Source organism: Streptomyces sp. ATexAB-D23 (assembly GCF_000373645.1).
Lineage (GTDB): Bacteria > Actinomycetota > Actinomycetes > Streptomycetales > Streptomycetaceae > Streptomyces > Streptomyces castrisilvae.
Window position 1 is genome coordinate 46,985 of record NZ_KB892014.1, and the last position, 23,322, is coordinate 70,306.

Annotated in this window: 18 protein-coding genes; 11 read left to right on the forward strand and 7 right to left on the reverse strand. The window is 71.8% G+C overall.

Features of this window, described 5'->3' with window-relative positions:
• Positions 1-60 precede the first annotated feature (60 nt).
• The gene (locus B082_RS0115680; protein ID WP_018552758.1) at positions 61-1,359 is read left to right on the forward strand and encodes a citrate synthase; all 1,299 of its coding nucleotides are present in this window, start codon (positions 61-63) and stop codon (positions 1,357-1,359) included.
• A gap of 646 nt (positions 1,360-2,005) precedes the next feature.
• Here B082_RS0115680 and B082_RS0115685 read toward each other — a convergent pair.
• From B082_RS0115685 to B082_RS0115695, 3 genes are all read right to left on the reverse strand, one after another.
• Positions 2,006-4,372, reverse strand: a complete 2,367-nt coding sequence (locus B082_RS0115685) for a heavy metal translocating P-type ATPase (protein WP_018552759.1) — start codon at positions 4,370-4,372, stop codon at positions 2,006-2,008.
• Between the two features lie 107 nt (positions 4,373-4,479).
• On the reverse strand, positions 4,480-4,788 hold the full coding sequence (locus B082_RS0115690; protein ID WP_018552760.1) for a heavy-metal-associated domain-containing protein: 309 nt from the start codon (positions 4,786-4,788) through the stop codon (positions 4,480-4,482).
• Positions 4,789-4,917: 129 nt separating this feature from the next.
• Positions 4,918-5,652: a TetR/AcrR family transcriptional regulator gene (locus tag B082_RS0115695; protein ID WP_018552761.1), complete on the reverse strand. Its 735-nt coding sequence runs from the start codon at positions 5,650-5,652 to the stop codon at positions 4,918-4,920.
• 184 nt (positions 5,653-5,836) lie between these two features.
• On the opposite strand from B082_RS0115695, the gene B082_RS0115700 reads away from it, so the two are divergent.
• Positions 5,837-8,077, forward strand: coding sequence for an MMPL family transporter (locus tag B082_RS0115700; RefSeq protein WP_026249836.1), 2,241 nt, complete (start codon positions 5,837-5,839; stop codon positions 8,075-8,077).
• A 155-nt stretch (positions 8,078-8,232) separates the two neighbouring features.
• On the opposite strand, the gene B082_RS0115705 is transcribed toward B082_RS0115700, so the two are convergent.
• Entirely contained in the window at positions 8,233-8,430 is a 198-nt protein-coding gene (locus tag B082_RS0115705; protein WP_018552763.1) for a helix-turn-helix transcriptional regulator, read from the reverse strand.
• A gap of 378 nt (positions 8,431-8,808) precedes the next feature.
• Complete coding sequence (locus tag B082_RS0115710) at positions 8,809-9,738, reverse strand: sugar phosphate isomerase/epimerase family protein (protein WP_018552764.1); 930 nt, start codon at positions 9,736-9,738, stop codon at positions 8,809-8,811.
• A gap of 164 nt (positions 9,739-9,902) precedes the next feature.
• Here B082_RS0115710 and B082_RS36160 point away from each other — a divergent pair, with 164 nt between their 5' ends.
• From B082_RS36160 to B082_RS0115735, 5 genes are read left to right on the forward strand one after another with little or no spacing between them, the layout of a single operon-like run.
• Entirely contained in the window at positions 9,903-11,123 is a 1,221-nt protein-coding gene (locus B082_RS36160) for a 5-dehydro-2-deoxygluconokinase (protein ID WP_018552765.1), read from the forward strand.
• Positions 11,120-12,037 (forward strand): Cgl0159 family (beta/alpha)8-fold protein, encoded by a 918-nt coding sequence (locus tag B082_RS0115720; RefSeq protein WP_018552766.1) that lies wholly within the window; start codon positions 11,120-11,122, stop codon positions 12,035-12,037. Before B082_RS36160 ends, B082_RS0115720 begins: the two co-directional genes overlap by 4 nt.
• Positions 12,034-12,915: a 5-deoxy-glucuronate isomerase gene (gene iolB, locus B082_RS0115725; RefSeq protein ID WP_026249837.1), complete on the forward strand. Its 882-nt coding sequence runs from the start codon at positions 12,034-12,036 to the stop codon at positions 12,913-12,915. Before B082_RS0115720 ends, iolB begins: the two co-directional genes overlap by 4 nt.
• Entirely contained in the window at positions 12,912-14,876 is a 1,965-nt protein-coding gene (iolD, locus tag B082_RS0115730; protein WP_018552768.1) for a 3D-(3,5/4)-trihydroxycyclohexane-1,2-dione acylhydrolase (decyclizing), read from the forward strand. Before iolB ends, iolD begins: the two co-directional genes overlap by 4 nt.
• A gap of 12 nt (positions 14,877-14,888) precedes the next feature.
• Positions 14,889-16,388 (forward strand): CoA-acylating methylmalonate-semialdehyde dehydrogenase, encoded by a 1,500-nt coding sequence (locus B082_RS0115735; RefSeq protein WP_018552769.1) that lies wholly within the window; start codon positions 14,889-14,891, stop codon positions 16,386-16,388.
• Between the two features lie 119 nt (positions 16,389-16,507).
• Here B082_RS0115735 and B082_RS0115740 read toward each other — a convergent pair whose 3' ends face one another.
• Positions 16,508-17,218: a VC0807 family protein gene (locus B082_RS0115740; protein WP_018552770.1), complete on the reverse strand. Its 711-nt coding sequence runs from the start codon at positions 17,216-17,218 to the stop codon at positions 16,508-16,510.
• 248 nt (positions 17,219-17,466) lie between these two features.
• Between B082_RS0115740 and B082_RS0115745 the strand changes: the two genes are divergently transcribed.
• Together B082_RS0115745 and B082_RS0115750 are read left to right on the forward strand one after the other, a co-directional pair.
• Positions 17,467-18,276, forward strand: coding sequence for a hypothetical protein (locus tag B082_RS0115745; RefSeq protein ID WP_026249838.1), 810 nt, complete (start codon positions 17,467-17,469; stop codon positions 18,274-18,276).
• 56 nt (positions 18,277-18,332) lie between these two features.
• On the forward strand, positions 18,333-18,962 hold the full coding sequence (locus B082_RS0115750) for a DUF4291 domain-containing protein (RefSeq protein WP_018552772.1): 630 nt from the start codon (positions 18,333-18,335) through the stop codon (positions 18,960-18,962).
• On the opposite strand, the gene B082_RS36165 is transcribed toward B082_RS0115750, so the two are convergent.
• Entirely contained in the window at positions 18,934-19,524 is a 591-nt protein-coding gene (locus tag B082_RS36165) for an AAA family ATPase (protein WP_051094627.1), read from the reverse strand. The two genes, B082_RS0115750 and B082_RS36165, sit on opposite strands and share 29 nt — an antisense overlap.
• Positions 19,525-19,698: 174 nt before the next feature.
• On the opposite strand from B082_RS36165, the gene B082_RS0115760 reads away from it, so the two are divergent.
• Together B082_RS0115760 and B082_RS0115765 are read left to right on the forward strand one after the other, a co-directional pair.
• A complete protein-coding gene (locus B082_RS0115760) occupies positions 19,699-22,401 on the forward strand; it encodes an alpha/beta fold hydrolase (RefSeq protein ID WP_199783804.1) in 2,703 nt (900 codons plus the stop codon).
• Complete coding sequence (locus tag B082_RS0115765) at positions 22,398-23,276, forward strand: ABC transporter permease (protein WP_018552775.1); 879 nt, start codon at positions 22,398-22,400, stop codon at positions 23,274-23,276. The genes B082_RS0115760 and B082_RS0115765 overlap by 4 nt, the downstream gene beginning before the upstream one ends.
• Positions 23,277-23,322 lie beyond the last annotated feature (46 nt).

Below are 23,322 nucleotides of genomic sequence, written 5' to 3' on the forward strand. Positions count from 1 at the left end.
GGGAGGGTGGAGACAGTCAGGGAACCTCGAAGAAGAGGCACTACGTCGGTGAGGGATGACGTGAGCGAGCACACCAACAACGCTGTGGTACTGCGGTACGGCGATGGCGAGTACACCTACCCGGTGATCGACAGCACCGTCGGCGACAAGGGCTTCGACATCGGGAAGCTCCGGGCGAACACCGGCCTGGTGACGCTGGACAGCGGATACGGCAACACCGCTGCCTATAAATCGGCCATCACCTACCTCGACGGCGAGCAGGGCATCCTGCGGTACCGCGGCTACCCCATCGAGCAGCTCGCCGAGCGCTCGACGTTCCTGGAGGTCGCGTACACGCTCATCAACGGTGAGCTTCCCAAGGTCGACGAGCTGTCGGCCTTCAAGAACGAGATCACCCAGCACACCCTGCTGCACGAGGACGTCAAGCGGTTCTTCGACGGCTTCCCGCGCGACGCGCACCCGATGGCCATGCTGTCCTCGGTCGTCAGTGCGCTGTCCACGTTCTACCAGGACAGCCACAACCCGTTCGACGAGGAGCAGCGCCACCTCTCGACGATCCGGCTGCTCGCCAAGCTCCCGACCATCGCCGCGTACGCGTACAAGAAGTCGATCGGTCACCCGTTCGTCTACCCGCGCAACGACCTCGGCTACGTCGAGAACTTCCTGCGGATGACCTTCTCGGTCCCCGCCCAGGAGTACGAGCTGGACCCGGTCGTCGTCTCGGCGCTCGACAAGCTGCTCATCCTGCACGCGGACCACGAGCAGAACTGCTCGACCTCCACCGTGCGTCTGGTCGGCTCCTCGCAGGCGAACATGTTCGCCTCGATCTCCGCCGGCATCTCGGCGCTGTGGGGCCCCCTGCACGGCGGCGCCAACCAGTCCGTGCTGGAGATGCTGGAAGGCATCCAGGCCAACGGCGGCGACGTCGACTCCTTCATCCGCAAGGTGAAGAACAAGGAGGACGGCGTCCGCCTGATGGGCTTCGGCCACCGGGTGTACAAGTCCTTCGACCCGCGCGCCAAGATCATCAAGGCCGCCGCCCACGACGTGCTGTCCGCGCTCGGCAAGTCCGACGAGCTGCTCGACATCGCGCTCAAGCTGGAGGAGCACGCGCTCTCCGACGAGTACTTCGTCTCGCGCAACCTCTACCCGAACGTGGACTTCTACACGGGCCTGATCTACCGCGCCATGGGCTTCCCGACCGAGATGTTCACCGTGCTCTTCGCGCTCGGCCGTCTCCCGGGCTGGATCGCCCAGTGGCACGAGATGATCAAGGAGCCGGGTTCCCGCATCGGCCGCCCGCGCCAGATCTACACCGGCGAGGTCCTGCGCGACTTCGTCCCGGTCGAGGGCCGCTGACCGCCTGACCGGCTCTTCGCTTCACCCCGGCCCTGACTGACGCCGGATTCCTTCGCCCCTGACTGCCGCGCCCTCGCCCCGAGCGAGCGCGGAGTCCGGGGCGATGCGCGTTTTCGGGGAGTGCTATGCCGATGTGGGCCTGTCGGGGGTGCGATGCCGGTGTGCGTTTGTCGGGGCGCGATGCCGGGGCCGGCGGGTGTGGGCGCCTCCGGGGCTCCGGGGCATGTGCGTGTGCGGGCGCCTGGGCCCGCCCGCCGCCTACGGGAGCGCTCCCGTGAAAGCGAGAAGCGCCCCGCCATCGATCCCCCCACGGGCCGACAGCGAGGCGCTTCCCATATCCCGGAGCGGATTCCCCCCACGGGATCCGGCCGGGCGTTCTGTGGGAGCCGAAGCTCCTGGGTTGTTCCTCGGTACTGCTTGTCCTGCTCTTCTTCCACCTACTCCAGTGGTCTGCCGGGGTACGTACCGACGGGAGGGCCGCTCAAAGCTCCCCGGTGTACGTGCCCCGGCCCACGCTTGCCCGGAGCATCCCCCAAGACGCTCCGCCGGACGTCCCCCAAGACATCCTTGGCATCGCACTCTAAGACTCGCGAACCCATCGAATGGTTACCCTGAAACCGATGTGATCTGAATCTCATTGTGGATATTACGTGAAGGACCGCAGGCGCAGACTGTTCGTCACGACGAAGACCGATGAGAAGGCCATCGCCGCTCCAGCAATCATAGGGTTGAGCAGGCCAAATGCCGCAAGGGGTAGAGCGGCAACGTTGTAGCCGAATGCCCAGAACAGGTTGCCCTTGATCGTGGTGAGGGTGCGCCGGGAGAGCCGGATGGCGTCCGCGGTCACCTTGAGATCTCCACGAACCAGGGTCAGGTCGCTCGCCTCGATCGCCGCGTCCGTGCCGGTGCCCATGGCCAGGCCGAGGTCGGCGGTGGCCAGCGCGGCGGCGTCGTTGACCCCGTCACCGACCATGGCGACCACCCGTCCCTGGGCCTGCAAACCCTCGATGACGTGCGCCTTTTCCTCCGGCAGCACCTCCGCGCGGACCTCCTCGATCCCGACCTCGCGGGCCACGGATTCGGCTACCGCCCGGTTGTCGCCGGTCAGCAGGATCGGGGTCAGGCCGAGTGCCCGGAGCGCGGTGACGGCTTCCGCGCTGGAGTCCTTGACCGCGTCGGCCACTTCGAGAACGCCGCGCGCCTCGCCGTCCCAGCCGACCGCGATGGCCGTACGGCCCTGTGCGGCGGCCTCGGTCAGTGCGGCGGTCAGCGTGTCGGGGAGGTCGATTCCGGCGTCGGTGAGCAGCCGGGGGCGCCCGACGAGGACGGCGTGGCCGTCGACGGTGCCCTGTACGCCGAGTCCGGGGATGTTGGTGAAGTCCTCGGGGGTGGGGAGGGGGGTGGTGGTGTGGTTGGTGGCTCCGGTGGCGATGGCTTGGGCGATGGGGTGTTCGGAGGCGTGTTCGAGTGCTCCGGCGAGGCGGAGGACGTCGGTTTCGGTGGTGGTGGGGGTGGTGTGGACGGTCTGGAGGGTCATGCGGCCGGTGGTGACGGTGCCGGTCTTGTCGAGGACGATGGTGTCGACGCGGCGGGTTGATTCCAGGACCTCGGGGCCCTTGATGAGGATGCCGAGCTGGGCGCCGCGTCCGGTGCCGACCATGAGGGCGGTGGGGGTCGCGAGGCCCAGGGCGCAGGGGCAGGCGATGATCAGGACCGCCACCGCCGCCGTGAACGCGGCCGTGACATCGTCCGTGCTGAGCAGCCAGACGATCAGCGTGCCGAGGGCGATGAGCAGGACCACGGGGACGAACACCGCCGAGATCCGGTCGGCCAGGCGCTGCACCTCGGCCTTGCCGTTCTGCGCGTCCTCGACCAGCTTCGCCATCCGGGCGAGCTGTGTGTCGGAGCCGACCCGGGTCGCCTCCACGACGAGCCGGCCGGAGGCGTTCACGGTGGCGCCGGTGACCTGGTCGCCCGTGCCCACGTCCACCGGGACGGACTCGCCGGTGAGCATGGACGCGTCCACCGCCGACGCGCCCTCCACCACCGTCCCGTCGGTCGCGATCTTCTCGCCCGGCCGGACGATGAAGCGGTCGCCCACGACGAGCCGGCCCACGGGGACACGGACCTCGGTGCCGTCCCGCAGGACGGCCACGTCCTTGGCGCCCAGATGCATCAGGGCGCGCAGTGCCGAACCGGCCCTCCGCTTGGACTTCGCTTCCAGGTAGCGGCCCAGCAGGATGAAGGTGATGACGCCCGCCGCGACCTCCAGGTAGATGGTGTCCGAGGCGTCGGCGCGGGAGACCGTGAGATCGAAGCCGTGCCGCATGCCGGGCATCCCGGCGTCACCGAGGAACAGCGCCCACAGGGACCAGCCGAAGGCGGCCAGGGTCCCGACGGAGACGAGGGTGTCCATGGTGGCCGCGCCGTGGCGCAGGTTGGTCCAGGCGGCCCGGTGGAAGGGCAGTCCGCCCCAGACGACGACGGGAGCGGCGAGGGTGAGCGAGAGCCACTGCCAGTTGTCGAACTGGAGGGCCGGGATCATCGCGAGGGCGACGACGGGGGCGGCGAGCACGGCGGAGACGATGAGCCGCTGCCGGAAGTGGACCAGCTCGGGCGCGGCCTCGGTCTCGGGCCGCAGCGGCCCCTCCGGTTCCGCTTCCGGTTCTGTCGTGTGCGGCTCGGCGCGGGCGGCCTCGGAGGGCGCGCCGGCCGCTCCGGCGGTCTGCGGGGCGGTCTGCGCGGCTGTCCTCGGGGCGGGCCGGGGCACCGGCTTCGCGGTGTAGCCGGTCTTCTCGACCGTGGCGATGAGGTCCTGTACGGAGACGTCGGCGGCCGGGTAGCTGACGCGGGCCTTCTCGGTGGCGTAGTTGACGGTGGCGGTGACGCCGTCCATCCGGTTGAGCTTCTTCTCGACGCGGGCCGCGCAGGAGGCGCAGGTCATGCCGCCGATCACGAACTCGGCTTCCGAACTCGCCGCCGCCGCGGTCCCGGCCTCTGTTGCGCTGTGCATGTCCGAACTCCTGGAACGCCGACCGGGCCGTACCTTCACCAGTATCTGCTGGTCGGTCCGGCCCGGCGGAACGGGGTGGTGCGGGGAAGGGGTGGTTCCCGAGGCGGTCAGGCACGCCCGGCGAGTTCGTAACCCGCCTCGTCGACGGCGGCGCGTACGGCCTCGTCGTCCAGGGCGGCTCCGGAGACCACCGTCACCTGGCCGGTGGACGCCACGGCCTTCACCGAGGTGACACCCTCGATGGCGGAGATCTCCTCGGAGACCGCGCCCTCGCAGTGTCCGCAGGTCATGCCGGTCACCTGGTAGGTGGTGGTCACGCCGGCCGGGGCGGCGTCCGTACCCGCGCTGTCGTGGCAGGAACCGCTGGGCGAGCAGCAGGAGCCGGTCGCCTGGGGGAGTTGGGTCTCGGCGGTCATCGCATTCTCCTCTTCGACGGGCACACAGGGGTGGGCGGGCGCACACGGAGGCGCCGCCACACTCTCCACTTTATACCCCTAGGGGGTATGACGCGAGTCGCCCGGCCGCTGTCCGCCGGTCCTGGGTCGTTATCCACCGTTCGGCGGAGCGTCCGCCGGGCCGGGCCGTGCGTGCGCGCCGTCGCGGACCATCGGTTCCAGGTACCGGTACAGGATCGTCTTCAGCTCCCGGATGTACGCCTCCCGCTCGTCCCCCTCGTACGCCATGATCACGTCGAGTCCGGCCTTGACGAGGTTGAAGATCATCGTGGCGATGCGGGTGACGTCGGCGGACGGCGCGTCCGGCAGGTATCCGGCGATGATCGTCTCGACCCGGGCGAGCATCGTGACGTGCACCGCGTCATGGTCCTTCGCGGGCATTCCGGGGATCTCGGAGCCGTGCATCAGTACCGTGAACGCCGGGTTGGCGCAGTTGAACTCGATCAGTGGGTCGAGGGTGGCGTCGAGGACCCGGTTCAGCGGCTGATCCCGCCGGACGGCCTGGAGGGCGGCCCCGTAGGTCTCCTGCCAGCGGGTCAGCAGCCGGTCGCCCAGCTCGACCGCGATGGCCTCCTTGTTCGGGAAGAACTGGTAGAGCGTGCCGGGCGAGACCCCGGCCTCGCGGGCGATGGCATTGGTGCTCGCGGCGGTGTAGCCCGTCGTGCAGAAGACGTCGGCGGCGGCCTTGAGCAGCTGCGCGATGCGGGCCTCGCCCCGGGCCTGCCGCCGGCGCGGCCGGGCGGGGCCTGCCGCCGTCCCCGGCTTCTTGGTGGCGGCTTCCGCGGCTCCGGTGTCCCCGGTGCTCTCCGCTCTGGCCTGCGACACGGTGAATCCCCAGCTTTCGCGAGCAGTTGACAAACACGAGCGACCGCTCGCATTCTTATGAAACGCGAGCGGGGACTCGTGTTTGCCAGTGTATGTGGCAACGACTGATCCATGCTGCCCTGCGCGGCTGCTTCGTGCTGCCGCCCGGCGCACCCGGATCCGGGGAAAAAGGGGACATCGCACCATGTCTGAAGTCAACGGCCCACAGCGATTGGGGGGCTGGACGCGCTTCGTCACCGCGCGTCCCCGGCTCACGCTGCTGGCGGCTCTGGTGATCACGGCGCTCGCGGTCTTCGCGGGCAGCGGGGTCGCCGACCGGATGGGCAGCGGCGGCTGGCAGGCCCCGGACGCCGAGTCGACCTACGCGACCAATGCGCTGGAGCGCGAGTTCCCCGCTTCCCAGCCGAATCTCCTGCTGCTGATCGACAGCGGCAGCGCCTCCGTCGACGACCCCGCCGTGGCCGCGGAGGCCGCACGCCTGGCCGAGCGGCTCTCAGGTGAGGCGGATGTCGTGGGGGTGCGCTCCTACTGGCAGGACAAGGCGCCCGCACTGCGCGCCGAGGACGGCAAGGAGGCGCTGATCGCGGCCCGGATCGAGGGCGACGACAAAGCGACGGGGGAGGTGCTGGACCGGATAGCCCCGGCCTACCGGGGGACGCACGGGCCGGTGCGCGTCTCGATCGGAGGCCCGGTCGCCGTGCAGCACGAGATGCAGACACTCATCGAGGAGGACCTGCTGCGGGCGGAGATCATCGCCCTGCCGGTGACGCTGGTGCTGCTCGTGATGGTCTTCGGCAGCGCGATCGCGGCCCTGCTGCCCCTGGGCGTCGGCATCGTCGCCATCCTGGGGACCAACGCCGTGCTGCGCGGCATCACCGAGCTCACCGATGTCTCCGTCTTCGCCCAGAACCTCACCACCGCGCTCGGCCTCGGACTCGCCGTCGACTACGCGTTGTTCATCGTGCGCCGGTTCCGCGAGGAGCTGGCGACCGGGGCCCCGACCCGGACGGCGGTGGGTACGACGCTGCGCACCGCCGGGCGGACCGTGCTGTTCTCGGCGCTGACCGTCGCGGTCTCGCTGGCCGCGATGCTGGTCTTCCCGCAGTACTTCCTGCGTTCCTTCGCGTACGCCGGGATCGCCGTGGTGCTGCTGGCCGCCGCGGCCGCGCTGATCCTCCTGCCGGCCGCGCTGATGCTGCTCGGCCACCGGGTCAACTCCCTCGACCTCAGGAAGCTGCTGAGGCGGGGGCGCGCGAAGTCGCCCGACGCGGTGGCCGGTGCGGGCTGGGGCAGGTTCACGGCGCTGGTGATGCGCCGGGCGCCCGTCTTCGCCGTCGTCACGAGCGTCGGACTCGTCCTGCTGGGACTGCCGTTCCTGGGCGTCGAGTTCGGTACGGCGGACGACCGGCAGCTGCCCGCGTCCTCCGAGTCGCACGTGGTGCAGCAGCATCTGCGGGACGGCTTCCCCGGCAGCCCCGGCGGCGGCCTCGACATCTTCGCGGAGGGCGGGGCGACACCCGCCCAGTACGCCGACTACCGGAGCCGGATCGCCACGCTCCCGGGGGTCCTGCGGGTCGACGGCCCGGTCACGGAAGGGAAGGCGGCCTACTTCAGCGTGCTGGGGAAGGGCGAGCCGGTAGGGCAGGAGACGCAGCGGCTGGTGAAGGACCTGCGGGCGGAGCCCGCCCCCTTCGACACCTCCGTGACGGGGACGGCGGCGGTACTGGTCGACTCCAAGGCCGCCATCGGCGACCGCCTGCCGTGGGCGGTGGGCATCATCGCCGTAGTGACGCTGCTGCTGGTGTTCCTGCTGACCGGAAGCGTGCTGATCCCCGTCCAGGCCGTCGTGCTCAACGCCCTGAGCCTCACCGCGATGTTCGGGGCGGTGGTCTGGGTCTTCCAGGACGGGCACCTGTCCGGACTGCTCTCCTTCACCAGCACGGGCGACATAGAGACGACACTGCCGGTGCTCATGTTCTGTGTCGCCTTCGGGCTCTCCATGGACTACGGGGTGTTCCTGCTCTCCCGGATCAAGGAGGAGTACGACCGCACCGGGGACCACGAGCACGCGGTCGGTTACGGGCTGCGGCACACCGGCGGGCTGATCACAGCGGCGGCCGTGATCCTGGCGGTCGTGATGGTCGCCATCGGCACCTCACGGGTCACCAACACCAAGATGCTGGGGCTCGGCATCGCGCTCGCCGTGCTGATGGACGCGATGGTGGTCCGCAGCCTCCTGGTCCCGACGGTGATGAAGCTGATGGGCCGCGCGACCTGGTGGGCCCCGGCGCCGCTGCGCCGGTTCCACCAGCGGTTCGGGCTGAGCGAGGGGGAATCGGTGCGACCGGAGGCCGGGGCCGGGACCGGGGCCGAGGGCGTGCCGGAGCCGTCCGCCGAGCCGGAGCGGATATCCAGCGGGGCGTAGAAGGGTCGGGGCGTGGGGCGGGGCGCGTTCTGGGGCGTGGAGTGCGGGACGGGACGCGTTCTGGGGCGTGGGGCGTGGGGCGTGGGTCGGTCGGGCGGGTGGCCGGTCGGGCGGGGGCCGGACGGCGGACGGCGTACGGCCCCCGGTCGGCCCCGTCAGCCGCGGCGGCCCCGGTTGCCGGGGCGGGCGGCGACCCAGGCGCGGACCGTGTCCGCGTACCAGTAGGGCTTCCCGTTCTCCACGTGATCCGGCGCCGGCAGGAGGCCGTGCTTGCGATAGGAGCGGACCGTGTCCGGCTGAACCCGGATGTGCGCGGCGATGTCCTTGTAGGACCAGAGCCCTCTGTCCGTCATGGTGCCACCTCTCCGCACCGCGGCGGCGGCCTGGGGGCCGTCGTGGGAACTGCGCCGCGGTCACTGACGATCGCTCAGCCTGTGTGGGGTGAACGACGGGAGGCGGGAGGGGGCGGGCCCTGTCGAGCGGCTGTGACGGAAGACCCGCAGAACGGAGATATGCGTGACGAGGGGGTGATCTCGGCGAGCCGTCGGCGGGGCGGCGGGCCACCGACCGGCTCGGCCCACCGGGCGGGCCACCGACCGGTTCGGCCCATCGGCGGGTGGAGGCCGGCCTGCGGGGCGGGTGGCGGCCAACGGGGTGGGCCCGGGGCCCGGTTTCACGGTGGGCGACAGCGTGTACCGGCCCGACGCCACTGCCCGGGGCCGTCCGGCGTGTCAGGGTGCCCGGCGCGGGGTGCCGCAGGAGCGGAGGAATTCCCGGGTGCGGCGGGCGATGGGGAAGGGGCGGTCGGGTGGGCACGGGTACATGTCCTGCTCGACGATCGCGAACAGGTCGACGTCCAGCCGGCGGGCGGCGGCGAGGACCGGTTCCAGGGCCGGGACCCCGCCCGGCGGTTCGCACATGACGCCGCGCGCCACGGCCGGCCCGAACGGCACCTCGTTCGCCACCACATCGGCCAGGATCTCCGGGTCGACCTGCTTGAGGTGGAGGTAGCCGATCCGCTCGCCGTAGGTCTCGATCAGCTCGACGCTGTCGCCGCCGCAGTACGCGTAGTGGCCCGTGTCGAGACAGAGCGAGACGAGGTCCGGGTCGGTGGCGTCGAGGAAGCGGCTGACGTTCTCCTCGGTGTCGATATGGGTGTCGGCATGGGGATGGACGACGATGCGCAGCCCGTAACGGTCCAGGACCTCGCGCCCCAGGCGCTCGGTCTGGGAGGTGAGATGGCGCCACTGTCCGGCGGTGAGAGAGCGGTCCTCCAGCACCTCGCCCGTCCGGTCGTCGCGCCAGAACGACGGGATGACCACGAGGTGGGCGGCGCCCATCGCCCGGGTGAGTGCCGCGATGTCGGCGACATGCGCCCAGGTCCGGTCCCAGACCTCCGGACCATGGTGCAATCCGGTGAAAACGGTGCCCGCCGAGACGGAGAGCCCGCGGCTGCGGGTCTCGTCCGCGAGGCGGGCCGGATCGGTCGGGAGGTAGCCGTAGGGTCCCAGCTCGATCCACTCGTAGCCCGCGGTGGAGACCTCGTCGAGGAAGCGCCGCCAGGGCACTTGCCGCGGGTCGTCGGGGAACCACACTCCCCAGGAGTCGGGCGCTGATCCGATGCGGATACCGGCCGGGGCGGAAGCGGAGGAGGAGGCCATGCGCCCACCCTCACCACGCGGGGGCGCACATGTCAAGGATACGTCCGTATGTCCGTACAAATGATTGACAGTGATCGGGGGAAGGGTTAGAACCGGGTACCGGCCGCCGTCGCGGCAGCCGCCCCACCGGTAGCCCGAAGGGCGCCCAGCCGAAGGGACGCTGAATGCCTGAGCCGTACGACGTGATCACCATGGGGCGGATCGGGGTGGACCTCTATCCGCTCAGGACCGGTGTGCCGCTGGCCCGGGTCGACACCTTCGGGAAGTTCCTCGGCGGCTCTCCCGCCAACGTCGCCGTCGCCGCGGCCCGCCTCGGCCGGCGCACCGCCGTGGTGACCCGGACCGGGCAGGACCCCTTCGGCACCTACCTGCACGACCAGCTGCGGGAATTCGGCGTGGACGACCGATGGGTGACCCCCGTCGCCGCATACCCGACCCCGGTCACCTTCTGCGAGGTCTTCCCGCCCGACGACTTCCCGCTCTACTTCTACCGGCAGCCCAAGGCCCCGGACCTGGAGATCCACGCCTCGGAGCTCGACCTGGCGGCGATCAGGGCCGCCCGGGTGTTCTGGATGACCGGTACCGGGCTGTGCGCCGAGCCGAGCCGGACCGCGACGCTCGCCGCGCTGCGCGCCCGCGACCGGTCCGGCATCACCGTCTTCGACCTCGACTGGCGCCCGATGTTCTGGGAACAGTCCGGCGAAGGGGCCGGGCCCGCGGCCGGGCCGACCGGCACACCGACCGGCGCTCCGGCCGACGACCCGACCACCGGGATCACGGCCGGGGCGCCCGCCGGGGCGAACACCGGGGTCACGACCGGGGCGCCGGCCGGGGCGGCGACCGCGGCGACGGACGGCGTAACGGTCGGCGCAACGACTGGCCCGACGACCGGGGCGCCCGCCGGGACGACCGGGGCGCCCGCCGGGACGGCCGGTGCGGTCTCCCCGTCCGCCCGCTATCGCGAGGCCCTCGCGCACGCCACCGTCGCCGTGGGCAACCTGGACGAGTGCGAGATCGCGACCGGCGAGCGCGAACCGTACGCGGCGGCCCGCGCCCTCATCGACGCGGGCGTCGAGCTGGCCGTCGTGAAGCGGGGCCCGGCGGGCGTCCTCGCCGTGCACCGGGACGGCACCGTCGCCGATGTGCCACCACTGCCCGTCGACGTGGTCAACGGCCTCGGTGCGGGCGACGCGTTCGGCGGCTCGCTCTGCCACGGGCTGCTCGCCGGCTGGGAGACCGCCCGCACCATGCGCTACGCCAACGCCGCCGGCGCCATCGTCGCCTCCCGGCTCGCCTGCTCCTCCGCCATGCCCTTCCCGCACGAGGTCGAAGCCGCTCTCGCCGAAGGCGCCGTCATCTCCAGGGCCCCCGGAGCGGCCCGATGAGCCCGGCCGCCTCCCGCGTCTCCGACCTGGTCCACCTGCGCATGCACCATCCGGAGGCCGTCGCCGAGGCCGCCGCCCGCCGCGCCAGGCGCCCGCTGGTCACCGGGCGCGGCCGGCTGATGATCGTCGCCGCCGACCACCCCGCCCGAGGCTCGCTCGCGGTCGGCGGCCGCGAACTGGCCATGGCCAACCGCTTCGAGCTGCTGGAACGGCTCTGTCTCGCCCTCTCCAGGCCCGGCGTCGACGGCGTGCTCGCCACCGCCGACATCCTGGACGACCTGCTGCTCCTGGGCGCCCTGGAGAACAAGGTGGTCATCGGTTCGATGAACCGGGGCGGACTGGCCGGCGCCTCCTTCGAGCTGGACGACCGCTTCACCGGACACCGCCCCGAGGACCTGGCCCGCCTCGGATTCGACGCCGGAAAGCTCCTGCTGCGCATCGACCACCAGGACCCCGGCTCCCTCGACACGATGCACACGACCGCCCGCGCCATCGACGCCATGGCCGCCCACCGGCTGCCCGTCTTCGTCGAACCCTTCCTCTGCCGCCGCGCCGCGGGCCGGGTCCACAACGACCTGAGCGCCGCCGCCGTCAGTACCGCCATCGCCATCGCCTCGGGACTGGCCGGCACCTCCGCGTACACCTGGCTCAAGGTCCCCGTCACGGAGAAGCCCGACGAGATGGCCCGGGTCATGGAGAGTTCGACGCTGCCCGCCGTGCTCCTCGGCGGCGAGGTCGGAGACGAGCAGGACGCGGCGTACGAGAAATGGCGGGCCGCGCTGCGCCTGCCGACCGTCCGGGGGCTGGTGGTGGGGCGCTCACTGCTGTATCCCGCAGACGGAGAGGTGACCGCCGCCGTCGACACGGCCGTATCACTGCTCGGTCCGGACACCACGGCCGGGGAAGGGACATGAGTATGCGAGGACAACCGACGTACCACCTGCCCGCGGGCCGAACCGCCCACGGCCCCTACGCCCTCGACATCGGCCCGGAACAGGCCGGCTGGGAGCGGTCGAGCCTAAGAGTGGTGGATCTGGAACCGGGAGGAGTTCACACACTTGTCACCGGGGAGAGCGAGTGGATCGTACTGCCGTTGACCGGCAGCTGTACGGTGCACATCTCAGATGAGATCTTTGAACTGCTGGGCCGTAAGAGCGTGTTCAGCGGCGTATCCGACTTCGCCTATGTACCGCGCGACGCCCACGCACAGATCGCCTCCGGCGCAGGAGGCCGCTTCGCCCTGGCAGGAGCGAAGTGCGAGCGACGACTCCCCGCTCGCTACGGCCCCGCGCCGGAGGTACGCGTGGAGCTTCGCGGCTCCGGCAACTGCTCCCGACAGGTCAACAACTTCGCCGCGGCCGACGCCTTCGACTGCGACCGGCTGATCGCCGTGGAAGTCCTCACACCCGGCGGCAACTGGTCCTCCTACCCGCCGCACAAACACGACGAGCACCACCCCGGCGAGGAATCCGTCCTGGAGGAGATCTACTACTTCGAGGTGGCAGACGGAGGCCTCGGCTACCACCGCGTGTCCCCGTCCCGGCCCGGCGGCACCGACGTCCTGGCCGAGGTCCGCAGCGGCGACACCGTCCTCATCCCCGACGGCTGGCACGGCCCCTCCATCGCCCCGCCCGGCCGCACCCTCTACTACCTCAACGTCATGGCGGGCCCCGGCGAGAAGCGGGAGTGGCTGATCCGCGACCACCCCGACCACCGCTGGATCCGCGACACCTGGCCGTCCCAGCCGGCCGACCCCCGGCTGCCGCTCTACGGGCCGGAGGACCGGGGATGACAGAGCGCAGCGCAACGACCGGAACCACCGGCGGGACCGGATCCACCGGGGCTACCGGATCCACCGGCGGGACCGGATCCACCGGGGCGCCCACGCGGCGGCTCACCACCGCCCAGGCACTGATCGCCTTCCTGGCCCGCCAGTACACCGAGCGCGACGGCCACCGCCACCGGCTGATCGCCGCGACCTGGGGCATCTTCGGCCACGGCAACGTCGCGGGCATTGGCCAGGCGCTCCTGGAGACCGGCCCCGCCATGCCCTACCTCCAGGGCCGCAACGAGCAGTCCATGGTGCACGCGGCCGTCGGATACGCCCGCCAGTCGGGCCGGCTGTCCGCGCAGGCCGTGACCACCTCCATCGGCCCCGGCGCCACCAACCTCGTCACCGGCGCCGCCCTCGCCACCGTCAACCACCTGCCGGTCCTGCTGCTGCCCGGTGACACCTTCGCGACCCGCCCCGCCGACCCCGTGCTCCAGCAGCTGGAGGTGCCGTTCGCGGGCGACGTCTCCGTCAACGACTGCCTGCGCCCCGTCTCCCGCTACTTCGACCGCGTCACCCGCCCCGAGGCCCTGATCCCGGCCGCGCTGCACGCCATGCGGGTCCTCGCCGACCCGGCGGAGACCGGCGCGGTCACACTCGCGCTGCCCCAGGACGTACAGGCCGAGGCGCACGACTGGCCGGAGGAGTTCTTCGCCGAGCGCGTCTGGCACGTACGCCGCCCCGCCCCCGACCCGCACGAACTCGACCGGGCTGCCTCGGCGGTGCGTGCCGCCCGCAGGCCGCTGATCGTCGCGGGCGGCGGGGTCCACCACAGCGCCGCCGAGGAGGCACTCGCCGCGTTCGCCGACGCCACCCGCATCCCCGTCGCCTCCACCCAGGCCGGCAAGGGTTCCCTGCGCCACGACCACCCCGCCGACATCGGCGGCATCGGCCACACCGGCACCGCCACCGCCGACGACCTGGCCCGCACCGCCGACCTCGTCATCGGGACCGGCACCCGCTTCACCGACTTCACGACCGCCTCCGCGACCCTCTTCCAGAACCCGGACGTCCGTTTCCTCGGCGTCAACATCACCGGTTTTGACGCCCACAAGCTCGCCGCGCTCCCGCTCGTCGCCGATGCCCGCACCGCCCTGGAAGCCCTCACCGCAGCCCTGGCCGGGCACCGCACGGACCCCGCGTACGAGGCCGAGTACACCGGGGCCAAGGACCGCTGGGAGCGGCGCGTCGACACCGCCTACGCCACCCCCGACCCCCGGGCCCGCCCCACCCAGACCCAGGTCCTCGGCCTTCTGGACGAGCTGGTCACCGACGACGACATCCTCATCAACGCGGCCGGTTCCCTCCCCGGTGACCTGCACAAACTCTGGCGGACCCGCTCCCCGCGCCAGTACCACGTGGAGTACGGCTACTCCTGCATGGGCTACGAGATCCCGGCCGCGATCGGTGTCCAGCTCGCCGCCCCGGGCCGCCCCGTCTGGGCGCTCGTCGGCGACGGCACCTACCTGATGAACCCGACCGAGATCGTGACCGCCGTTCAGGAGGACCTGCCCGTCAAGCTCGTCGTCCTCCAGAACCACGGATACGCGTCGATCGGCGGCCTCTCCGAGTCCACCGGCGGGGAACGCTTCGGTACGGCCTACCGCCACCGCGCCGCGGACACCCGCTTCACCGGGCCCCCGCTCCCCGTCGACCTCGCCGCCAACGCCGCCTCGCTCGGCATGCGGGTGCTGCGCGCCGGGACGGTGGGCGAGCTGCGCGAGGCCCTGGCCGAGGCCCGCGCGGCGGACCGGCCCGTCTGTGTGCATGTGGAGACCGAAACACCTGGTGCGGGACAGGGGCCCCCGGACGCACAGGCGTGGTGGGATGTCCCCGTGGCCGAGACGGCCACCCGCCCCGCGGCGGTCGCAGCACGGAAAGAGTACGAACGCCACAGCGCCGACCGACGCCGTCACCTCTGAAGGAGCCGCAGCATGAAGACCGTGAACCACTGGATCGGTGGCAAGACCGTCGAGGGCACGTCGGGCACGTACGGCCCGGTGACCGACCCGGCCACCGGCGCCGTCACCACCCGGGTCGCGTTCGCCTCCCCGGACGAGGTGGACACGGCGGTGGCCGCCGCCAAGGACGCGTACACGACGTGGCGCTCCTCATCGCTGTCCGCCCGCACGGGGATCCTGTTCCGCTACCACGCACTGCTGGACGCCCACCGGGACGAGATCGCCGCGCTCATCACCGCCGAGCACGGCAAGGTGCACTCGGACGCGCTCGGCGAGGTCGCGCGCGGCCTGGAGATCGTCGAACTTGCCTGCGGGATCACCACCCAGCTCAAGGGCGAGCTGTCCACCCAGGTCTCCAACCGGGTCGACGTCTCATCGATCCGGCAGCCGATCGGCGTCGTCGCGGGCATCACCCCGTTCAACTTCCCGGCCATGGTGCCGATGTGGATGTTCCCGCTGGCCATCGCCTGCGGCAACACGTTCGTGCTCAAGCCCAGCGAGAAGGACCCCTCCGCCGCCAACCTGCTGGCCGAGCTGGCCGCCGAGGCCGGTCTGCCGGACGGCGTGCTGAACGTCCTGCACGGCGACAGGGTTGCCGTCGACGCCCTCCTGAACCACCCGGACATCGCGGCCGTCTCCTTCGTCGGCTCGACCCCCATCGCCCGCCACATCCACGCCACCGCCTCCGCCAACGGCAAGCGCGTCCAGGCGCTCGGCGGCGCGAAGAACCACATGCTGGTCCTGCCCGACGCGGATCTCGACGCCGCCGCCGACGCCGCGGTCTCCGCCGCGTACGGCTCGGCCGGGGAGCGCTGCATGGCGATCTCCGCGGTCGTCGCCGTGGGCGCGATCGGCGACGAGCTGGTCGCCCGGATCAAGGAGCGGGCCGCGAAGATCAAAATCGGCCCCGGCACCGACCCGGCCTCCGAGATGGGCCCGCTGATCACCGCCGCCCACCGCGACAAGGTCGCCTCCTACGTGACCGGCGCCGCCGCCCAGGGCGCCGAAGTGGTCCTGGACGGCACCGGATTCACCGTCGACGGCTTCGAGGACGGCCACTGGATCGGCCTCTCGCTCCTCGACCACGTCTCCACCGACTCCGACGCGTACAAGGACGAGATCTTCGGCCCGGTCCTGTGCGTGCTGCGCGTCGGCACGTACGAGGAGGGCGTCGCCCTCATGAACGCCTCGCCGTTCGGCAACGGCACCGCGATCTTCACCCGCGACGGCGGCGCCGCCCGCCGCTTCCAACTGGAGATCGAGGCCGGCATGGTCGGCGTCAACGTGCCGATCCCGGTCCCGGTGGGCTACCACTCCTTCGGCGGCTGGAAGGACTCCCTCTTCGGCGACCACCACATCTACGGCAACGACGGCGTGCACTTCTACACCCGCGGCAAGGTCACCACGACCCGCTGGCCCGACCCGGCCGACACCCCGGCGGGCGTGGACCTGGGCTTCCCCAGGAACCACTGACGCACATCTCCGGGCCGGGGCCGACGCCCCGGCCCGTGATGTCCCCGGCCCGGCTCCAGTTCACCGCGACCGCAGGGCCGCTCCCCCCGGAAGCGGCCCTGCGGGACTCGGGGGAGAGGTCAGCTCCCGGCCGTACGCGCCTCGTCCTCGACCATCCGCTCCATCGGCGCGACCGCGATCCGGCCCGAGACGACGAACGCCAGCACCATCGAGGCCACCAGGATCACGGTCCCGGCCCACACCATCGTCTCGACCGGCACGGTGTACGCGCCCACGGCCCGCACCGCGCACTCGGCGAGCAGCGCCCCGCCCCACACCGCCGAGAACCGGGTCTCGGCCCGCCGGAACGCCGACGAACCGGCCGAAAGCCGTTCCCAGGCCGCAGTCTTGGACGCCTCACCACGCGTCAGCCACGGGCGCAGTGCTGCCGTCATCATCGGCCGCCCCCGCAACGCGGTCAGCAGGAACGCCAGGCCGATGGTGCTGCTCACCGCGCTGTCCTTGAGGAGCAGCAGCCGCGGATCACCGGCCACCAGGCCCAGCAGCAGCGAGACCACGTTGACCGACACCATCAGCGCGGCAAGCGCGTTGAGCCGCCGCTCGCGCACCACGCCCCACACGGTCCGCACCGCCGGCACCAGGCTGCTCCAGGCCAGCGCCCCGAACGTGGAGAGCCCCGCCGCCTTCAGCGCGTAGTAGGAGGCGAGCGGCACCCCGACGTCCATCAGCAGCGGCATCAGGCTGTCCAGGAGGGCTTTGCGGGGAGCGATCGGAGCGACGGTGGCCGGGGCGGCGACAGGTGCGGTGAGTGTGGCGGCCGGGCTGCTCATGTCGGTTCCTCCCGTATCGGCGGCGCCCTCGCGGCTCCCGCTCTCGACACGTACAGACTGTCGGCCCGGCCCCCTTTCCCGGCAGAGCCGCGTGTACTCACCTCCGTATGACGAATGTCAGTGTCCTGACGTGCAGTTGTACGGCTCCGAGCGCGTGACCGGATCGTTGCCGTGCCGCGTACAACCGTGCGCGGGGCTTCCTGGTCCCACAGGCGGTCCGGTTTTCCAGGAGAGGAGCTTGCACACACATGGCGAAGAGAATGTGGAACGCGGCGGTGGCCGGGGGAGCGGCAGCCGTGTTCACCGCGATGGCGGCGGCGCCGGCCGGAGCGGCGAAGGGCGGGGTCTCCTACTCCCAGGTCTCGGTCAACGGCGGGAAGCCGATCGTGATCGGGACGCAGGAGGAGGTCGCGGTGCCCGTGACCTTCCGGATGACGACCACGCGCACGTGGGACTGGCCTCCGATGGTCTACCCCTACCGGGGGAAGCTCGACCTCGCGAGTTCGGACATGCTGTACAGCGACTTCTCCACCAACGGCTGCCGGCCCGTGGGGAAGACGGGCTGCGACTTCGACGCGAAGCTGTACATCAACCCGAAGTACGCCATCGACGGGAACGGGGACGCCGGCACCTGGAAGACCGCCGCCGACCTCCCACTGCCCGGCGGCGACCATGTCCTCAACGACCTGAACCTCCCCCTCCAGGTCCAGCGCGCCACCCGCGTCACCGTCAACGCCGCTCCCGAGCCCGTCGTGAAGGGCAGGACGATCACCGTGACGGGCAAGGTCACCCGGGCGAACTGGGCGACCCGCACCTACCAGGGGTACGGGGGCCGCACGGTCAGTCTCCAGTTCAAGGCGGACGGCGCGTCCTCGTACACCACGGTCAAGAAGGTGACGTCCAGCTCGACGGGGGCGCTCAAGACCACGGTGAAGGCCGCCGAGTCGGGCACCTGGCGGTGGAATTACTACGGCAACTCCACCTCCGGCGCGAAGGCGTCGAGCGGGGACCACGTCATCGTGTGGTCCGGCGTCCGCGTGATGCACGCGGCGAGGTAGAGAACCCGGCGGAAATTCGTTCGCCCTCCGCCGACGCCCGGTGCTGGGATGTCCGAATGACCGCATCGACCCCGCCGCAGCACGAGATCCGCGCGCTCCACACCGCCACCACCGTGACGGTCTACCAGGCCTACACCCCGTCGCTCGGGCTGCCGGCGGCCCGCGACGGGCGTTTTCCGCCCGCCTGGAAACGGGACCGCATGACGTGGATCAAGCCGAGTTTCCTGTGGATGATGTACCGCTGCGGCTGGGGTGCGAAGGAGGGCCAGGAGACCGTCCTCGCCGTCGAGATCACCCGTGAGGGCTTCGACTGGGCCCTCGGCCACGCCGAACTCTCGCACTACGAAAGAGGCGTGCACCCCGACCGCGCCACCTGGCAGCACGACCTGCGCCGGGCGCCCGCCCGCGTCCAGTGGGACCCGGAGCGCGACCTCCACCTGGACCGGCTTCCGTTCCGCTCCCTCCAGCTCGGCCTGGCGGGCGAGGCGTCGCGGCGGTACGCGGACGAGTGGACGGTCGCGATCCGCGATGTCACCCCGCTGGCCCGGGAGATCCACGAGCTGGTCCGGGCGGGCCGCACGGAAGCGGCATCCGCACTCCTGCCCGAGGAGTCCCCGTACCCGCTCCCGAAGGGCACCCCGCTGCCGGTGGCCCCGGCTACCGCCCAGGGCCTGTCGGGCCCGTGAAGATCCGCCGGACAGACCCTTGGGCCTGGGCACGGGCCCACCCCGTCACGGTCACGATCTCCCGCGCGATGTCCGCCACCGTCCGCCCGTCCGTCGCCACCCGCACGGTGTCAGCCGGTGAGTGGGCGTCGAGCAGCCGGGCCTTGCGCATGCTGCCGCGCAGCTCGCTCTCCAGCTCGGAACCGATCTCACGGCCGGTGAGCCGTTGGGCGGCCGTCGCGTCCGTCGCGGTGAGCAGGACCCGTACGATCCGCAGGCCGTCGCCCATCGCGCGCTCGAACATGGGCGCCGACTCGGCGAGCACGCACACCGTGTTGGTGTAGACGAGGCGGTGGTGGCCCAGGTCCGCGTAGTTGGCCCAGACCGCCGTCAGATTGCGCTCGGTGATCCGCGAGCGGTGCGGATCGTCCTCGGGCGCCGGGTGCACCGCGCTCATGAAGTCGCCGTCCACGACGGCGTGCGCCGCCCCGGCCTCCCGCAGCAGCGTCGACACCTCCCAGGCCACCGTCGTCTTCCCCACGCCCGCGCGCCCGCCTATCAGCAGTACCTCTGGTCGGTTCATGGCGGCAGCGTTCCAGAGAGGCGGGGCGGTACGCGACGCGATCGCGCGGGCACGGAACCCTCGCCGCATACCGCGTGCGGAGTACGCGGGGCGCGTGTCGTACGCCTTGAGGAGGCCCGGGACCTCCGCCTGACGGCAGGCGGGGCGGGGCGGCGGGCCGCATAGGCTCGACCCATGGAGACCCCTGTTGCGCGTACGTCCCGGTGGCGGCGCCTGCTGCCCCGTACCCGAGGCCGGTGGGCGGCGGCCGCGGCCGCGCTCCTCGTGCTGGCCGGTGCGGGCACCTGGACCGCGGTGGCCGACGACAGCGCGCCGGCCGTGCACCGCGAGGACCGGTTGCTGCGCGTCGACGGGGTGTCCCTGGACACCTCGTACTTCACCGGTGGAGGCACCGGGCGCCGCCCCGCCGTGCTCATCGGCCACGGATTCGGCGGCAGCAAGGCCGAGACCCGGGCCCAGGCCGAGCAGTTGGCCGCCGACGGGTACGCCGTGCTCACGTGGTCCGCGCGCGGCTTCGGCAAGTCCGGCGGCACGATCGGGCTCAACGCCCCCGACCGCGAGGTCAGGGACGTCTCCCGGCTGATCGACTGGCTCGCCGCCCGTCCCGAGGTGGAGCTCGACGCCGACGGCGACCCCCGCGTCGGCATCACCGGGGCCTCCTACGGCGGCGCCGTCTCGCTCCTCGCCGCCGGGTACGACCACCGCGTCGACGCCATCGCCCCGCAGATCACCTACTGGAACCTGGCCGACGCGCTCTTCCCCGACGGGGTGTTCAAGAAACTCTGGACCGGGATCTTCGTCAACAGCGGCGGCGGCTGCGGGAACTTCGAGAAGCAGCTGTGCGACCTGTACGAACGGGTCGCCGTCAGCGGCAAGCCCGACACCGCCGCGCGCGCCCTGCTCACCGAACGGTCCCCGAGCGCCGTCGCCGACCGCATCAAGGTCCCCGCGCTCATCGTCCAGGGCCAGACCGACTCCCTCTTCCCGCTCGGCCATGCCGACGCCATGGCAAAGGCCATCAAGGCCAACGGCGCCCCCGTCTCCGTCGACTGGATCGCCGGCGGCCACGACGGGGGTGACATGGAGACCGGCCGGGTACACGAAAGGATCGGGAACTGGTTCGACCGCTATCTGAAGGGGGAAGAGGGCGCCGACACCGGCCCCGCCTTCCGCGTCACCCGGACCGGCGGCATCGACTCCACCGACGGCGCGGCCCTTACCCGGGGCGCGAGCAGCGACACCTACCCCGGCCTGCACAGCGGCGGGGAAACCGTCGAACTGCGCGGCCGCACCCAGAAGGTGACCAGCCCGCCGGGCGGCGACCCGCCGGCCATCTCCGCCGTCCCCGGCATCGGCGGCTCACTCGCCCAGCTGTCCACCCTCGGAGTCGGCGGACTCTCCCTCGACTTCCCCGGCCAGTACGCCCGCTTCGACTCCGCCCCGCTGACCACCTCGCGCCGTATCACCGGCTCACCCACCGTGCGGGTGACCGTCAAGGCCGACCACGGCGACGCGGTGCTGTTCGGCAAGGTGTACGACGTGTCCCCGGACGGCAAGAAGCAGGTGCTGCCCGCCCAGCTCGCCGCCCCCTACCGGATCACCCCCGCCGAGCAGGGCAAGCCCCTGGAGCTGACCCTGCCCGCCGTCGACCACGCACTCGACAAGGGCCACCGGCTGCGCCTCGTCCTCTCCGCGACCGACCTCGGCTACGCCTCCCCGGCCGAGTCCGCCACGTACAGCGTCTCCCTCGACGGGCCCCTCACCGTTCCCACCGCGCCCGGCCTGGAAACCGCGTCCGCCGCGCTGCCCTGGTGGACCTGGGGCCTCCCGGCCGCCGCCGTCCTGATCGCCGCAGCCCTGCTGCTCACCGCCCGCCGCCGTACCGCGCCCCCCGCACCCGACCCGGCGCTCTTCGACGTACCGCTCCAGATCACCGGCCTGTCCAAGAAATACGTCAGGTCCGCCGGCCTCCCCCAAGCTCTCAGCTTCGTTCGAGCAGGGGAGACCCCATTCGCCGTCCGCGACCTCTCCTTCCGAGTAGAGAAGGGCCAGGTGCTCGGCCTCCTCGGGCCCAACGGCGCGGGCAAGACCACCACGCTGCGCATGCTCATGGGGCTCATCACCCCCGACGACGGCGAGATCCGCGTCTTCGGGCGGGCCATCCGCCCCGGCGCGCCCGTGCTGTCCCGGGTCGGCTGCTTCGTGGAGGGCGCCGGATTCCTGCCGCACCTGTCGGGCCGCGCCAACCTGGAGCTGTACTGGAAGGCCACCGGACGCCCCGACGCGGACGCGCGCATCGACGAGGCCCTGGAGATCGCCGGCCTCGGCGACGCCCTGGCCCGTGCCGTGCGCACGTACTCCCAGGGCATGCGGCAGCGCCTGGCCATCGCCCAGGCCATGCTCGGCATGCCGGACCTGCTCATCCTGGACGAGCCGACCAACGGGCTCGACCCGCCGCAGATCCGCGAGATGCGGGACGTGATGATCCGTTACGCGGCCGGCGGCCGCACCGTCATCGTCTCCAGCCACCTCCTCTCCGAGGTCGAGCAGTCCTGCACCCACCTGGTCGTCATGGACCGCGGCCGGCTCGTCCAGGCGGGACCGGTCGCCGAGATCACCGGCTCCGGCGACATGCTCCTGGTGACCGCGGCCGACCCGTTCACCGAACCCCTCGTGGAGAAGATCGCCGCCCTGCCGGGCATCGCCTCCGCCGTCCGCACCGACGACGCGCACGGGCTGCTGGTCCGGCTCGACGGGGCGACCTCGCCGCAGCTGATCGCCGAACTGGTACGCCTCGACGTGCCGCTCACCGGGGTCGGACCGCACCGCCGCCTGGAGGACGCCTTCCTCACCCTGATCTCCGGAGGCTCCGCATGAGTACCGCAGCCGACCTCGCCGCGGCCCCCGAGGCCCCCGGCTACCACGCCCGCCGCACGCTCCCGCTGCGCGTCGAGGCCGTCCGGCAGCTGCGCAGACGACGCACCCTGCTCATGGGCGGGGTGCTGGCCGCGCTGCCGTTCATCCTGATCACCGCCTTCGCCATCGGCGGCACCCCCGACGGCGGACCCGGGGGCAGCGCGCGCATCACGCTGATGGACACCGCGACCGCGTCCGCCGCGAACTTCGCCGCGACCTGCCTCTTCGTCTCGGCGGGCTTCCTGCTCGTGATCCCGGTCGCGCTGTTCTGCGGCGACACCGTGGCCTCCGAGGCGAGCTGGTCCTCGCTGCGCTACCTGCTGGCCGCGCCTGTGCCCCGGGCCAGGCTGCTGTGGAGCAAGCTCGTCGTCGCGCTCGGCTTCAGCCTCGCCGCGATGGTGCTGCTGCCGCTCGTCGCCCTCGCCGCCGGGGCGGCCGCGTACGGCTGGGGGCCCCTGGAACTGCCCACCGGGGGCGCGCTGGCGGCCGGGGACGCGGTGCCGCGCCTCGCGCTCGTCGTCGCGTTCGTCTTCGTGTCCCAACTGGTGACCGCGGGTCTGGCGTTCTGGCTGTCGACGAAGACCGACGCCCCGCTCGGCGCGGTCGGCGGAGCGGTCGGGCTGACCATCGTCGGCAACGTCCTGGACGCGGTCACCGCGCTCGGCTCCTGGCGCGAGTTCCTGCCCGCCCACTGGCAGTTCGCCTGGGCGGACGCGCTCCAGCCCGGCATCGAGTGGGGCGGCATGCTGAAGGGCGCGGCCGTATCGGTGACCTATGCCCTGATCCTGTTCGCTCTCGCCTTCCGGGGATTCAGTCGTAAGGACATCGTGTCCTGAGGTTGACATTCCGCCCGCCGACCGCCCGCCGTTGCCGCATCGAAAC

Excerpts from the sequence above, each read along its gene's own strand:
- B082_RS0115720 (WP_018552766.1), top strand. The coding sequence starts at position 11,120 with ATGAGCCCGGCCGCCTCCCGCGTCTCCGACCTGGTCCACCTGCGCATG.
- B082_RS0115690 (WP_018552760.1), bottom strand. The coding sequence starts at position 4,788 with ATGACCGCCGAGACCCAACTCCCCCAGGCGACCGGCTCCTGCTGCTCG.
- B082_RS0115700 (WP_026249836.1), top strand. The coding sequence starts at position 5,837 with ATGTCTGAAGTCAACGGCCCACAGCGATTGGGGGGCTGGACGCGCTTC.
- B082_RS36160 (WP_018552765.1), top strand. The coding sequence starts at position 9,903 with ATGCCTGAGCCGTACGACGTGATCACCATGGGGCGGATCGGGGTGGAC.
- B082_RS0115750 (WP_018552772.1), top strand. The coding sequence starts at position 18,333 with ATGACCGCATCGACCCCGCCGCAGCACGAGATCCGCGCGCTCCACACC.
- B082_RS0115740 (WP_018552770.1), bottom strand. The coding sequence starts at position 17,218 with ATGAGCAGCCCGGCCGCCACACTCACCGCACCTGTCGCCGCCCCGGCC.
- B082_RS0115685 (WP_018552759.1), bottom strand. The coding sequence starts at position 4,372 with ATGCACAGCGCAACAGAGGCCGGGACCGCGGCGGCGGCGAGTTCGGAA.
- B082_RS0115710 (WP_018552764.1), bottom strand. The coding sequence starts at position 9,738 with ATGGCCTCCTCCTCCGCTTCCGCCCCGGCCGGTATCCGCATCGGATCA.
- B082_RS0115735 (WP_018552769.1), top strand. The coding sequence starts at position 14,889 with ATGAAGACCGTGAACCACTGGATCGGTGGCAAGACCGTCGAGGGCACG.
- B082_RS0115760 (WP_199783804.1), top strand. The coding sequence starts at position 19,699 with ATGGAGACCCCTGTTGCGCGTACGTCCCGGTGGCGGCGCCTGCTGCCC.
- B082_RS0115745 (WP_026249838.1), top strand. The coding sequence starts at position 17,467 with ATGGCGAAGAGAATGTGGAACGCGGCGGTGGCCGGGGGAGCGGCAGCC.
- iolB (WP_026249837.1), top strand. The coding sequence starts at position 12,034 with ATGAGTATGCGAGGACAACCGACGTACCACCTGCCCGCGGGCCGAACC.
- B082_RS0115705 (WP_018552763.1), bottom strand. The coding sequence starts at position 8,430 with ATGACGGACAGAGGGCTCTGGTCCTACAAGGACATCGCCGCGCACATC.
- B082_RS0115765 (WP_018552775.1), top strand. The coding sequence starts at position 22,398 with ATGAGTACCGCAGCCGACCTCGCCGCGGCCCCCGAGGCCCCCGGCTAC.
- B082_RS36165 (WP_051094627.1), bottom strand. The coding sequence starts at position 19,524 with ATGAACCGACCAGAGGTACTGCTGATAGGCGGGCGCGCGGGCGTGGGG.
- iolD (WP_018552768.1), top strand. The coding sequence starts at position 12,912 with ATGACAGAGCGCAGCGCAACGACCGGAACCACCGGCGGGACCGGATCC.